This is a genomic window from Polaromonas sp. P1_F8 (assembly GCF_056405635.1).
On the sequence record NZ_JBFUBS010000002.1, the window covers coordinates 295,712 to 309,063 of the forward strand.

11 protein-coding genes are annotated in these 13,352 nt (G+C 61.1%); all 11 read right to left on the reverse strand.

Annotated features, from left to right (window positions below; translation table 11 throughout):
• Positions 1-10 precede the first annotated feature (10 nt).
• On the reverse strand, positions 11-1,483 hold the full coding sequence (gene tssK / locus AC1D1J_RS10345) for a type VI secretion system baseplate subunit TssK (RefSeq protein ID WP_477686171.1): 1,473 nt from the start codon (positions 1,481-1,483) through the stop codon (positions 11-13).
• Positions 1,484-1,494: 11 nt separating this feature from the next.
• Positions 1,495-1,965 carry a hypothetical protein gene (locus tag AC1D1J_RS10350; RefSeq protein ID WP_477686172.1) on the reverse strand — a complete coding sequence of 157 codons (471 nt, stop codon included), beginning with the start codon at positions 1,963-1,965 and terminating at the stop codon, positions 1,495-1,497.
• A gap of 2 nt (positions 1,966-1,967) precedes the next feature.
• Positions 1,968-2,366 (reverse strand): DUF4150 domain-containing protein, encoded by a 399-nt coding sequence (locus tag AC1D1J_RS10355; RefSeq protein ID WP_477667394.1) that lies wholly within the window; start codon positions 2,364-2,366, stop codon positions 1,968-1,970.
• A 3-nt stretch (positions 2,367-2,369) separates the two neighbouring features.
• On the reverse strand, positions 2,370-2,948 hold the full coding sequence (locus AC1D1J_RS10360) for a DUF3540 domain-containing protein (RefSeq protein ID WP_457282542.1): 579 nt from the start codon (positions 2,946-2,948) through the stop codon (positions 2,370-2,372).
• Positions 2,945-4,039, reverse strand: coding sequence for a pentapeptide repeat-containing protein (locus AC1D1J_RS10365; RefSeq protein ID WP_477694628.1), 1,095 nt, complete (start codon positions 4,037-4,039; stop codon positions 2,945-2,947). The genes AC1D1J_RS10360 and AC1D1J_RS10365 overlap by 4 nt, the downstream gene beginning before the upstream one ends.
• Complete coding sequence (locus AC1D1J_RS10370) at positions 4,036-6,657, reverse strand: DUF2169 family type VI secretion system accessory protein (protein WP_477694629.1); 2,622 nt, start codon at positions 6,655-6,657, stop codon at positions 4,036-4,038. Before AC1D1J_RS10370 ends, AC1D1J_RS10365 begins: the two co-directional genes overlap by 4 nt.
• A 6-nt stretch (positions 6,658-6,663) precedes the next feature.
• The gene (locus AC1D1J_RS10375; RefSeq protein WP_477686175.1) at positions 6,664-9,306 is read right to left on the reverse strand and encodes a contractile injection system protein, VgrG/Pvc8 family; all 2,643 of its coding nucleotides are present in this window, start codon (positions 9,304-9,306) and stop codon (positions 6,664-6,666) included.
• Complete coding sequence (gene tssG / locus AC1D1J_RS10380) at positions 9,303-10,499, reverse strand: type VI secretion system baseplate subunit TssG (protein WP_477686176.1); 1,197 nt, start codon at positions 10,497-10,499, stop codon at positions 9,303-9,305. The genes AC1D1J_RS10375 and tssG overlap by 4 nt, the downstream gene beginning before the upstream one ends.
• Entirely contained in the window at positions 10,463-12,274 is a 1,812-nt protein-coding gene (gene tssF / locus AC1D1J_RS10385) for a type VI secretion system baseplate subunit TssF (protein ID WP_477686177.1), read from the reverse strand. The genes tssG and tssF overlap by 37 nt, the downstream gene beginning before the upstream one ends.
• 13 nt (positions 12,275-12,287) lie before the next feature.
• Positions 12,288-12,671, reverse strand: a complete 384-nt coding sequence (locus AC1D1J_RS10390; protein ID WP_477686178.1) for a GPW/gp25 family protein — start codon at positions 12,669-12,671, stop codon at positions 12,288-12,290.
• Between the two features lie 89 nt (positions 12,672-12,760).
• Positions 12,761-13,333 carry an Hcp family type VI secretion system effector gene (locus AC1D1J_RS10395; protein ID WP_348049164.1) on the reverse strand — a complete coding sequence of 191 codons (573 nt, stop codon included), beginning with the start codon at positions 13,331-13,333 and terminating at the stop codon, positions 12,761-12,763.
• Positions 13,334-13,352: the final 19 nt, after the last annotated feature.

Here is a 13,352-nt window from a genome sequence, read left to right on the forward strand (position 1 = left end):
GCTGCGTCTTTCAGGTCCGCGTGCCTGCGGCGCGCGCACGATAAAGCAGAATCATTGCGGGCGGGGTTCCCGGCGACTTCTTGTCACCGCTAATGACGAGGTTTTGCCCTGGGCCGAACAGCCTGGTATCGCCTTCCTTGAGCTGCAGGACCTGGTTGTCGATCGCGAACAACGCCGCTCCCGAACGCAGGTTGCGTTTCGCCAACTCCTCAGCGGTCAAGAGGTGCGGCCTCGCGGTCACGCGCAGCCGGGCTGCGGCAGGCAGCAACGCCTCGCTCGCGATGCAGGCGTCAAGCAACCAGCGTTCCATTGACGCGCGTCCATCGGCCCCCAGGCCCTGGCCACCCTGCGGCCTGAGTTCGACAAGCAGTTGTTCACCCGCGTCAGGAGGCAACACATGTGTAAAAGTGCCGTCGGCATGGCGCTCAAACGGCTGCAGCTCGAAACTGGTATTGATATAGCTGAGCTTGCGCACCACATAGTCCAGCGCACGCCGGAACTGCGGCGAACAGTCATCGTGCTGATAAGCGTCCAGCACCGGCGGGATGGGATTGGCGCCGAACGATGCCATCGCGCCAAGCAGGAGCGCCAGGCTATCGTAGACCGCGCGCGGACTCGACTCGGGGCGCTGCACGATGAGGCTGAACTGCGGCAGCACGGCAGCCAGCCGCCGGGCCATCTCCAGGTGCTTGCGGAAATGGGCACCCTGCAATTCATCGTCCTCGGGACCGTCGCTTTCCCGGTTAGCGCCCAATTCGCGCAGCTTGAGCCACAGCGCTTCATTGAGCAGCTGGAGCCGGTGCCGCAAGCCGGTTGCCTTGAGAAAATCGCCGGCCTGCCAGCACAGCATGGGCGGGTGGTAGGGCTTGAATTCGACATGCCTGTTTTCTTCGCGCCGGAACAGCTCGAACAAGGGGCAGACCTCGTAGCCGGTCGGGGCTGCAACTTCGGCCGACAGCGAGATCGCCGGCCGCAGGCGGTCGACCGGCACCGATCCGGTCAGAGTGTTCTCGTCAAGCGATACCAGGCCGTGCACAACCTCATTGCGTGCCGGTGTCGTATTCCAGTGATTGGAGGCGTTACCCCGCACGGGCATGATCAGCGACAACCGCACCCCATCCGGCGTGCGCTGCAACTGCCCGGTGACATCAAGTTCGAGCGATTTTCCGGTGTACGAGCCGGGAAACACAACCGGCGTGCCGTCGGGCATGATGCATTCAAGCCGTTTGATTGCGACGATACCGGCCTTGAGCTTCACCATATCCAGCTGCAGCAGGCTCAACCCCCAGAAATCCGGCGCGACGCACGATAGCCGGTACCTCAACTGCTCCTGCCAGTAAACATCGCTTTGCTGAAAATGCTGGGGTGATAGCAACATCCCTTCGATCCACTGAACACTGTCGGGCAAGGCCGGACCGGCCGCAGCTGAGAACAGCTTCGCTGCGGGCTGGGCGGCTTTAGGCGCTGAAATGGTTTCGGGCATGGGTTCTCCAATCATGAAAGGCAGCTCGTATAGCTGATCTGCGTGCTACGCAGGGTGATCAATGCGCATTTGTAGGCAGTGATGTCGGCGACCGCCTGACCGCCGGCGCTCACATAGCTTGCGTAGCTGTAGACATAGACGGCCTTGCCGTAACCGCTGGGCAGGGGCTGGTTGGTGACCGTGCTGCCAGGCACAACCTGCACGCCAAGCACTGCGATGCCGCTGGCCAGACCGGCTTGCAGCGCGTCGCGATTGGCAAACCAGTCGGGTGAAGTCTTCGGCAAGACGGCGGCCGCGTTCTTGTCGAAGACAAACACCAGGTCGACCTCGGTTCCCATATTCTGATTGGCATCGAGTTCGGCGACGATGTTCAGCGTCTTTAGCGGCGTAGTAGGGCTGTAGCCCAGCGCGTAGCTGATAAAACCGCAGCCGGAAACAGCCAGCAATGCCGCTGTGCCGAGAAAAGCGTTGACGATGCGCATGATCATCCCAGCACCATCACGCATACCTGCGAAGGTGTGATCGACATGCCGATCGCGTTGCCTATCATGCCGTTCTGCCCGACCACACTGGTCAGCCGTGTCGCAAACACACCGCCCATCGCGACCTTGAAGCTACCCATGAGGTATCGGTCCGGCCCAATTTCCATGCCCGAAACCACACCCAGGTTGACGCCGGGCTCGTCGCCGTTGCTCAACGTACCCTGCGTCACCAGGTTTTCAGCGAGTCCGCCGCCGACGATCACGCAGGCCTGCGAAGGAATGTGCGAGATCGTGATGACGATATTGGGAAACGGAATGGGCACCGGCCCCACCGGCGTAGGCACCAGACAGACGTCGGGAAACGCGAAATTGATGACGCAGAGGTTCGTGTTGGCGAACATGACTCATCCCAGGCTGATGCGTTCAGCATCGAGCTTGATATCTTCTTCGGCCGTGACCAACGCCTGCCGCCCATGGAGCCGCAGCAGCGCCGAGGCCTGCATGATCCCGTGCTCGACACGCGTTACAAGATGCCGTGCCGACTGCACCATGGTCTCACTGACGGATGCCAGGAAATCCCTTGCGTTGACGCTGACAGAGCCACTGGCCGACGTCAGCTCGACGTCACCAAGGCAACGCAGTGCGATTTGACGTGTGCAGGCCAGCTCAAACGCTGGCTGGGTGATCGCCATAAGCTCCGCGCCCGGCACGGAAAGCTCGGCGCGGCCTGCGCCCGGCGTGTCCGCTGCCGGCTGCGGGCGCAGCAAAATATGGGTCACGAACAAGCCTGAAGCACTTTGCAGCACGGCCACCGTGTCACCAGGCAGGGGCGTGAGCAGGCAGGAAACCGCTTGCAACGCAAGCCGGCCGTCCGCCAGCCGCCATTGCGCTTGTCCGAGCGACCGGCCTATGCTCGCCTCTCCCCAGCCGTGCACGGTTGCGGCGCGCACGGGAAGGTCAAGCTGTTGTGTTGCCTGTTTCATGCTGCTTCCATTTCAAGTGAACGTCTTTCGGCGGCAGCGCGCGCCTCCTGGGTGCCCAGTGCGGCGGCTATGTTGGCACCGGTGAAATCGGCACCGGTCCAGACTGCACAGTGAAAACTCGTACGATCGAGCTTGCAGTACCGGAAATCCATTGCCCGGCCATTCGCATGCGCGAACTGAGCAAACTGCAAGTCCGATCCCGCGAAAACGACACTGTCAAGCCTGCTGTGATCCCAGATCGTTTTCACCAATCCGGCTCCGCGCAGCGAAACTCCGTTGAGTTGGGCTTTTTGCAATACCGCACCCTCGAGTTGGGCGCCGTCAAGATTTACCCGGTCAAACTTCGCTTTTACGAACTGGCAGCGCGTAGCGTCAATGCCGTTCATCAGTGTTGCACTGAAGCGGGCTTCGGCACAATTCGATTCACGGATGCTGGCGCGGCTCAGATCAGCACCTGAAAAATCAGCACCCTGCAAAGTGCAGCGCAACAAGCTGGCGCCGGCCAGTTTCTGCCCGGCGAAGCTGGCTTTGATAAACAGGCTGGTGCTGGCACGCATGCCGGCGAGCCTGGCTTCCTGCAGTTGTGCTTCGTTCAGGCTTACCTGCTGCAATTCGGCACCTTGCCAATCGCTGCCGCCCCACTGGCAATCTGCAAATGCGCTGCGCAGCAAGCGCGCCTCAATCCAGAAAGAGCCGCCGATATCGCACTTCGTCAACATGGATTTCTCAAGGCTCGCACCGTCCCAATGACTTTGACGGAGGTCACACTGACTGAAGGCCAGCATTGTGCCGGCCGTACCACGCCAATCGCTGCCAGCGAGGCGGCTCTGGCAAAAAGCGGTGCGGCGTAATCCGGCATCGCGAAAATCGGCCGCGCCGAGTTCGCAATCAATAAAGGACGCTCCCTCCAGCTGGGCACCGGCCCAATGCGAGCCCGCCAGCTGGCAGCCGCTGAAAACCGCACCTGTGAAATCGTGGCCGCTTGCATCAAGTCCGGCCAGCATCTGGCCACGCACCGGACGGCCAAGCCGCACCAGGCGCTGGATCTCGGCCCAATCCTGGGCGGAGGCCTGGCTGTAAGTCCTGCTCATGCGAGCCTCCTGCGCGCATCCAGACGTACACCGCGTGTGTCCGCATCAACCAGGCAGACCTCAGTGAGTTCGGCTTCATACAGGCTGGCGTCGCGCAGATCGGCTTTTCCAAAGTCAGCCTTTCGCAACAACGCCTGGTAGAAGTCGGTGCCCACGGCACTCGCACCGGGCAGTTGAGCCTTCATCATGAGAGTGCGCGGCAGGCAGGCACCGTCAAGGCTGGCGGCACTAAGGTCAGCCCGACTCATATCGCACGCCATGATGAAAGCGCCGTCGAGCCGCGCACCCTGCAACTGGCTTTGCGTCCAGCTTCCGCGTTCAGCGCGCAATCCGGACAGGTCGGCGCCACGCCAGTCGCTGTCATTCCCCTGGACCTGGACCAGCCGGGCCTCTCTCCATTGACTGGCCGACAGGTCGGAACCGATCAGTGCACTTCTCTGCCATCGCGAACCCGAAAAATTGGCCCCCTGGGCCTGCAGCTTCCAGGCAACACATCTGTTGAACGAGGCACCGCACCAGCTGCTTCCAGCCAGTTTGGTCTGGTTGAAAATTGTTGTATCCAGCGTCGCGCGATCGAAGTTTGCGCCGCAAAGATCTGCATCGTCGAGTTGAGCGGCTGACAGGTCGCAATCGGAGCCGAAAACTTGTGTCCAGGACGCCTTGGAAGCACGGGCCGAACAAAGACTCGCCCCGCGAAAACTCGCTTCACATGCGTGGCTGCTGCAGAGATTCGCCTCATCAAGGTTGGCCTTATCAAGTAGTGCGCCATCGAGCCGCGCCTGCGTCAGTACAGCGCGGCGCAGGTTGCAGCCGCGCAGGTCCGCACCGCTGAGGTCGGCGTACTCCAGCATGCATCCGCCGAGGTCAAGGCCCGCAAGTACAGCACCGCGCAGGTCCGCGCCGGCAAGGTCGCGGCCGGCAAGCTTTTCTCCGGCCTTCGCCCAGGCCAGCACCTGTGCCCCCAATAGCGACGCGACAGCGGGCGGCAGCGCCTGCGCGGGCGATAGCGGGATTGGAGACGCATGGCGGGCTTTGCTTTTGAGTTGCGCGGCTGTCATGAGGTCGGCATGTTGGGATGGCGTCGCGGCCAGCGCGAGCGGCGCCAATGCCTCTCGTGTCGCCGTACCATCGGCGCGCTGCAACACCTCCGTCCAGAGCGGTCCGGACTCCGGAGCATTTCCGTGCTCCCCAGCGGGAACATCCGTCTGCCCCGTCAGCACCTGTAGCTCTGCTAGCTGGTGAGTAAGTGCTGCCTGCTGAGCGGCCGCGTTTTCGCGGGTACTGGCCACCAGCTTTTCGACGCTGTGCATCAGGCTGGTCAAGTCCATGTCGCCATCGGCCAGAGCCTTCGCCGACGGTGTCTGGAGCAGGGGCGGCCCGGCTTTTGGCGGCTCGTAGCCCGCGGGCGGCTTCATGCCGCTTTGCTGCCAAAATTCGCGCGTAACTTCGTCAAGCACGTCCTGGCGTTTTTTCAGCGCCGCTTCGGCTTCGGCGGCAGCCAGCGCGGGATCGACTGGATCGAGCGACGGCGCGAGCTGCGACTCGTTGAGCGCATGCAACGGTGCAGTCTTGGGGTCTAGGCGCAGCGTGAGCACCTCCGCGTAATGGTTCAAGGCACGCGGTGCTTCGCCTGCACCTTCGTAGGCCAGCATCAATACCCCAATGTCCAGTGCATCGCTGTCGGTGACCTGAATCTCGCCCCGCCAGGCCGCAATACCGAGCTGCTGCTCGGGGAGGAACCAGACCGTGTCCATGCGCAGCCCGATTTCAGTCAGTGAAGCGGGGGGAGAGTCCTTTTTAAGTGCGAAAGCCTTGACGCGCTGCTCAGGCAGTGCGCCCCGAATGGTCTCAATCTGTGGATGCATCCCCTGTAACAGGTAGGCTTCGCCGCCCGCGAAAGGATTCGTGATGCGCTGGTCGGCCGCTGCCTGGTTATAAAGCCGCCAGTCAAGATCTCGCGGCAAGCCAGGATAATCCTCGCGCAGCCAGCGTTCATCGTAAGTACCGGCATAGCGCTTGCGAGGCACCCAATCGATAGGCATGGGACCAAGGCCGGCAGGGGGATAGCGACGCCCATGGCAGGCAACGGGCTGGGCGGCGTACTCGACGTTCGGCATAACCCCTTCGTTCGCACCGGCTATAGCGGCGAACCGGTTACCGTCATGGCCACAGCCAACCGGATTATCTTCGTAACCTGGACCACCGAAGGCATGTGCGAAATCAAGCGGCATGTGTACAAATTCCGCAGGCTGCGAGATGCCAAAGAGCGGCAAGACGCCATAGCGCCATTGCCTGTCGCCGAAAACCGTCAGACGCTTGTCGATGGGACCGACTTGCAGCCGCGCTTCCATGCGACTCACCGGACGATTTCCCGGCGCGCAAGCGCGACCCAGCACCAGGGCTTCGGCCCCGGTCTTGGGCATCGCCTCGTCCAGCGCCTGTCCCGCCGGCAATGCGGCCAGTACCCGTGCCCATTGCGGGCCCTCCATGAGAAAGCGCTGCGGCCTGACTTCACCCAGCGGGAAAAAACCCAGCGCCGTCACCACCACGCGGTTTATGCCGGATTGCCGGTATGTCTTGTAGAGCAGGCCTAGGCTCAAGGGCTTGATGATCTTCATGGCGGCCTAGAGATAGATCTTCAGCTCGGTGATCGTCAGGCTCAGGCCCGTGATCTGCATCGTCGCCTGCAACGCGGTGAGTTGCACCAGGATGCCGGCCCCGGTCATTTCAATCGAGGTTGATGCGCCTTTCATCGAGATCGCCGTGGTGTCGCCCGACAGAGAGATGTCAGTACTCGACCCCAGAACTGAAACACTGTTGCTCTGGCCCGTGAGGCTGACCCGGCTGGACAGGCCGGTCAGGCTGACCTCGTTGTGAGCGCCAACCAGGTTCATCGCCGTACTGGCACCGGTCAGAGAGGTGCTGTTGCTGACGCCAACCAGATTGGTGCCCGTATCGACCAACGTCATCGAGACATGATCCGAAGCAAGCGTCACCGCAACGTTGTTGCTTGAACCGGTTGCGCTGGTCTGCATGCTCATGCCAACAACCGAGTCACTGTCGCTGAGGCCAACCATGCTGCTGCTGCTGCTCATTCCCTCCATCGAGCCCGACAGCCGCACCCCGGTCGCGCTTGCGCTGACAGCCATACCGACCGCCGAGGTCGAGATGTGCTGGCCGGTTACGTCGAGGTTGACGCTGCTGACCGTGAACGACTCGCTGGTTTGGCTCGCGGTCGTGGTTGTATTGAACACGACGTTTTGCGACGTCGTGTTACTGATCGTTCCCTGATTCGTACTGGTGTTGGTGGCGTCGCCGGTCACAATCGAGTGGTTGGTGGTCGTACCAAACTCGGTGCTGCTCCAGCTTTCCGCTCCCTTATGCGTGCTGTAGGTCGAACCGAAGGAGTCTGACTGGCTCAGCAGGCCGCTCGCGCCGTCTTCGGAGGTCGAATAGCCATAACTCGCGCCCTGCGAATACGATGATTCGCGGAACTTTCCACTGTCGTATTGCTGGCTAACGATGGCAACCGCGTTGTCCAGGTCAGCATCGGAGTGCAAGCCGAAACGGATGCTCTTGCCGTCGCCATAGGCCGTCGAATAGCTGCTGCCAACGTTGGTATTGGCCGTCCAGCCTGATGGCATGATGACCTTGGTGCCATTAGCCTGGATGATGCTCTGAATTTCAGGCAGCTCGGACTGATCCTGCGCCCGCGTGATGATGACGGTCGTACCGATCTCCGGCACGGTCTGCATGTGTGGCGCCAGCTTGACCCAGACCGGCTCCGCCGGGTCGGCGCCGTCCGGTGAAAAGATGTCCTGGCCTGTCGAGAACCGCACATAGACGCCCTGCGCTTCAAGCACCGGCGAAATACCCTCGCTGTCGACAATGCGGCTGGTCTCCGGGTCAAAGTTGTCTTTCTGCATATAGCGCCAGCCCACCGGCGCAACACCCTGGCTCCCACCCGAGACGACACTGGCGAGCACACTGCCCTGCTGGGTCTCCTGGATGGAGAACGGCGTGACCAGTCCCTGCGCGTCCGCCGCCTGGAACTTGTTGCTGTAGCTGCCGTCGAGCGTGGCTTCATGCTGAACCTGTGTTGCGACAAAGCTCCTGCCCTCCAGCTGAGGTCTGACCTGCAATGGCCATTGTCCTGAGCGCACTTCCTGCGTCACCGAGAAGCGGTGCCCGCAATGCAGGTAGGGGCAATAACTCGAACCACTGAATTGCTGGCTACCCGTATCCAGGGTGTCCTGCGTTGCATGGGCATAGTGATCGACCTCAACGTCGCTGCAGCCGTATTGATAGATCTGGTATTGGTTGAATGGCAAGGTACCAGGCGCTGGCTTGGTCTGAGCATGAAAGCTCTGAAACCCGGCCACCGCATCCGACTCCCAAGCCGCCTCTTCGCGTGTGAATACCGAGTTCACCGCGCTGCTGGCCAGGCTCTGCTGAAAGCTATAGTCGCTGATCATGTCAGGCTGAGCCAGGCCGAGAGCGTCTTCCTGGGTGCCGCAATAGCGTAGCGGCCTGCCATCGGGCAGGGCTTCCGGGTAAACAGGCCGGTTGGCGAAAACCGCTGTGTGACTGGTGCCGGTGGTCACATAGAAATAATAAATGTGCGCTTTCGACATGAGCCGCCGCACGAACTCATAGTCGGTTTCGCCGGCCTGCAGCCAGTCCTGCTGCCTCGCGACTGCCAGATTGCCTGAGCCAACCAGCGCCGCGACCGAAAAGTCAATGTTGTGCTTGCGCAGGACGCCCGCAATAGCATCACGCACATTCAGCTGGCGATGGATGCAGTAGTTGTTCGTGAGCGTAAGCTTCCAAAGTGCCGGCCGCATGGTCGCGCGATAGACGCCTGGCTGCTCCATTGAGAAGGATGCGACGATGCCATTGAACAGGGACAACCGCACGCCTTCGTCCTGGCCGTGTACGGCCTGGTCAAACCACTCGTTGGCTTCCTCGCGCGTCGGCTGCTGCTGGCCATCCAACACCGGGTAGTGAACCCCCACAGTGACCGGTCGCCCGAGCAGGTCATCAAAGGCCAGCTCAAGGCCGCTCTCGGGGTCCGAGTTTCCGTGCAACTCCAGTTCGTACTCAAAATGATCAGAAATGCTTTCCTGCCCTTTAAAACTGACCAGCCGGAAGCTGCCATCACCCAGGATGACGCCCGTCTCCAGGAACAGCGCGACATGCAGGTAGACGACCGGCGCCGGCGACAGCAGAGCCAGCGCGGTCGTCATGCCAGTGACGCGGTCGTTCACGTCATGGCTCCCGACTCATAGGCAGGGACCAGAAAGCGCGCAACGCAAACGCCCGAAACGCCAGCGGCGCCATCCGTCGGCCGCGACTTCAGCCATGCGTTAAAGCCCAGGCGCATACCGGAGAAGCCGGAGGCCTGAGTCGATACCAGCCGCGCCAGCGGCACCTCTTCTGCAAGCACCGAAAGTTCGATTTCGGCATCGTGGCGACGGTCAAGCATCAACCGTAGCAAGCCTTGCAGTTCCTCATACGAGCTGCGCACGGCAGGCGCTTCGCTGCCGATATCGACCTGGCGCTGCAGCCGTTGCCATTGACGCAGCGAACGCATTGGTTCTGTGTCTTTTTTCAGCGGCGGCAACAGCGCCTCCAGTTGGGAATAAGAAACAGGGCCTGCGGTCAGCCGGATGCGCGACTGCTGATCCCAAGTGCTGCGACCAAGCAGCATGTCAACGCCAAGCCGGTGACCACTGCGGCCCAGGCGGTGCTGATCGTCCGGATCGATTGCACGCCATGCGCCCACCAGGGGCTGCAGCTTGACAGGAAATCCAAGCTGCGCCGAGAGCACCTGAACCAGCCCGGCTGCCGACCGCCGGCCGTTCGCCAGCAAGTCCCCGATGCCGAGCCACTGGCGCTGGGGCATCGGGATTTGCCCGGCCTGCTCGGCGTTGTCCACCCCCATCAGCGCGCCAAGGTATTCGGCGAGCTGGCTGCGCTCAGGCAGCTCGTTGTTCAGCCCAGGCTCAAAGCCGGCGCGGGTTTCATAACGCAGCAGATTTAGCCGGTTATTGAAAATGTCGAGAAATGCGCGCGTCGCGGATTTTCCTGCGCGATCCAGCTCGCGCATCCACTCGAGAAAAGGTTCGGGCAAGGGACCGAGCGCACTGCCAACACAGAAGTCCGGGGTGGTGATCGCCAGCATTTGGGGCCGGTCATGCAGATCGCCTTCAGCTTCAATCAGCACCGGAACCGCAGACGACCCGGATGCAATGGCCTGCACACGCACGGCGCTCGCCGCGCGCGCGGGAAAGCCCGCGTCAAGGTCAGCCTCGAAACGCACGGTCTGGCCTGACCCGCCGGCACGATCATCCGGCTGGCGCAGCCACAGACGGATCATCTGCAGGAAATTGAACTCCCCAAAACGCTGCTCGAGCCGACGGCTCAAAGAACGATCTGGGCCCCAACCATTGGCGGCCATCTTTTGAGTACTCCTTTCTCGTCAGTGGTTTCCAGGCTTACGCAGACCATGTTGTTGACTGTTGAGTAGAGCGCAAGAAAATAGCGCAGCACCGACGCAAATAGCAGCATGCTGGTCGACTCGAATTGTTTTCGATTCAGCGTAAGGGTGATATAGAGACATTGCACATAGCCTCGCACTCCATCGCGTATCGTGTAGCGCATGCCGGGCCGACATTGCAGCGCCTGAATTCCTTCAATGCTGCGGAAAGCCTGTGTCTGCAGAGGATCGATGTGGTCGCGCAGCATGCTTTTGAATGCAGCGAGCGCCTGCGGTCCCTCTGCCATCGACAAGTGGCTCATGCCGAGCTGGGACACCAGCGACCAGGGACGTCGCCCTATCAGTGCGGGAGTGATGTGACGCGAAGGCCGGCTTATCACTTCGAGTACCGTGATCGGTCCCGCCCCTTCGAGCTGCAGGGGTTGCTTGACCAGCAGCTGTTCTGCCAGCTTGCGATTGGTGCAAAGCGCCCGCCCGCCAACAACTTCTGCCGGCGGCAGTGCCATCTGCTGCCGGACGTCCAGAAAAGATATGAACACCTCAGTACCGGCAATACCGCCAAGCTGGTTTTCCTCGCGCCGCATGACATAAAAATAGTCGTCGGTGCCACGCGTCTGCGCGTTTCCAAGTTCGAAGTACGGCGCCAGCTTGCGTTGACTGCCGTCGGCGCTAATGGAAACCAGCTCCTCAATGCTGTAAATCTCGCAGTTTTGGCGGTTCTGCACGTCTGCGGTTAGCTGATATTCGTACTGCGTGTGGTCTAGCGCCAGGGGTTCCATGCGCTGACGATAGAGATTCACCATCGGGACGCAGTTGAGCTTGAGCGAACGTGACGAGAGCTGGCGATCCTTATGGGAAGCCACGTCAAACTGGAACAACAAGTCAAAACCATTCTCAAACGGAGCGAGGTCAAACTCGCCGGTTTCGAAAAACATGAATTTTTCCGGAAAGGAAAAATATTCCTGAAGAAGCCTGTGTCCGGGATGCATGTTGCTTCGGACCGGGAGAGCGGCCTCTTCGTCCTCAAACCCGAGCCAGTGGACGGCGCTCTGGTTTGCGCCTGGCAGCGGCTCACCACCAATCTGTGCGATGTCAACGGCATGCAGGTGCAGGCCCAGCATCTCCTGCAAATACCAGGCGTCTTTTTGGCTGGTGTCGATGTAAAAACGCATCCGGGATTTCTTGAGCGCCTTCACCGGGTCGATACCCAGGCTGCGCACCCGCACACGCAGCACCGACAGGCAACGTTCGTCGCTCAGCCCGACCGGAAAATCTCCCGCCTGCAGCATTTCAATCTCGACAATGCCCAGCGGCACCAAAGGCAAGTCGCAGGTTGTCGTAAAGCGGCAGACGCTTTTCCGGCCCCGGGCGTCCTCAGCCGTCACACTGGCCTGCCGCCCGCGCTCCAGAACCGCGCCGGCCGCGTCGTCCGGCTTGACGCGAACCTGTGCAATCAACATGGACGGCACGGGTGCCGCCAGGTGCGGATAAAGGTAACCGAGGAGTACGTTCGGGATCAGCGCCTTGCTGACTTCGGACTCATATTGCACACGGCCGGTCAGGAAAGCAAAGGACTGCAGCAGCATTTCCACGTGAGGATCGTGCGAGCCGGTGCGATCGAGTTTGAGCGCCTGCGCCTCTGTCGGATAGGCCTGCGCAAATGCGGCGGCGTCGTTGCGCAGCCCTGCCAGTTCGCGCTGGTAGTAGTCCTTGAGTTGAGTTCCGTAGACTTGCATGGCCTGGAAGCGCCTAGCGGCGCGGCAACCCGAAGCTGAAGGTCTCTGTCAGCGGCTGGTCGGCAAGCTTGCCGGTGACGACTACCTGGAAAGGCATGACGGAACTGCGCGTTTCCTCAACAGTCACACGTACGCCCGTCAGCCGTGGTTCGTGACGCACGATCATGTCGCGGATGCCCAGCGAATAGCGCTGTATGTCATCTTTTTGGGCATAACCGGCGCCGGTCAGGGAAGGCAGGCCGACGCGCATGAGCTCCAGACCGGTCGAACCAGCCCAGACGTGCGAACTAACCAGACGCTGAATCTGCAGCCGCACGGCATCGCGCAGATTGAAGCTCTGGCCGCTTTGCGCCGGCGCCGCACCCGCAAACTCCAGGCGCTCAAGCAAGAACTGCATGTTTATCCCCTTGGGCCGGCGCGCCACAACAACGGCACGCCATCTCAAAACAACGAAAAACTACGGCGCCCGCAGGGCCGCAACAAGGCTCAAGTGAACGCCGTCAAAGGCCTGTTCTGCGCCAGGCTCCAGCCGGCAGTGACGTTCCCCTTGACCTGCATGTCCGGCGTCTGTACAGCGTAGGTCCAGACGATCTCTGTGAAGTTGAGCTTGAACTGCTCGGTCGGCATGTCGTCAGGATGTGACTGGAATTGAATTTCGCTGATAAGCGCGTCGCGCAGCATGAAGGTAATGATGTTGCCGACCTTGTCGCCCGAGTTGCGCAGGATGTAGATGTACGAGGGCTTGGCCTTGTCGCCCAGCGACTTCGCGCGCAAACAGAAGTCGTAGAGCTTGACCGAAGTCTTGTCGACATATTTGACGCAGGTGAACTCCGTGATCACCGGCCTGCCAGAGGTGCGCGCCGAATTGCTGACGTCCGTCGTCACCTGCTGCTTCATACCCTGGTGCACCGACACCAGTTCGATGCATTGGCCGAGCTTGAGTTCCTCGTTGGCGGTCCAGTCGGCGCCGGTCGAAATCAGGCTGCCGCCCGTGGCCCAGTCATTGCTGGTTGTGGGGAACACAGAAGTGTCGCCGGGTTGTAGCAGTATCAGATCCATGGCTTGTCTTTCGTTGGTC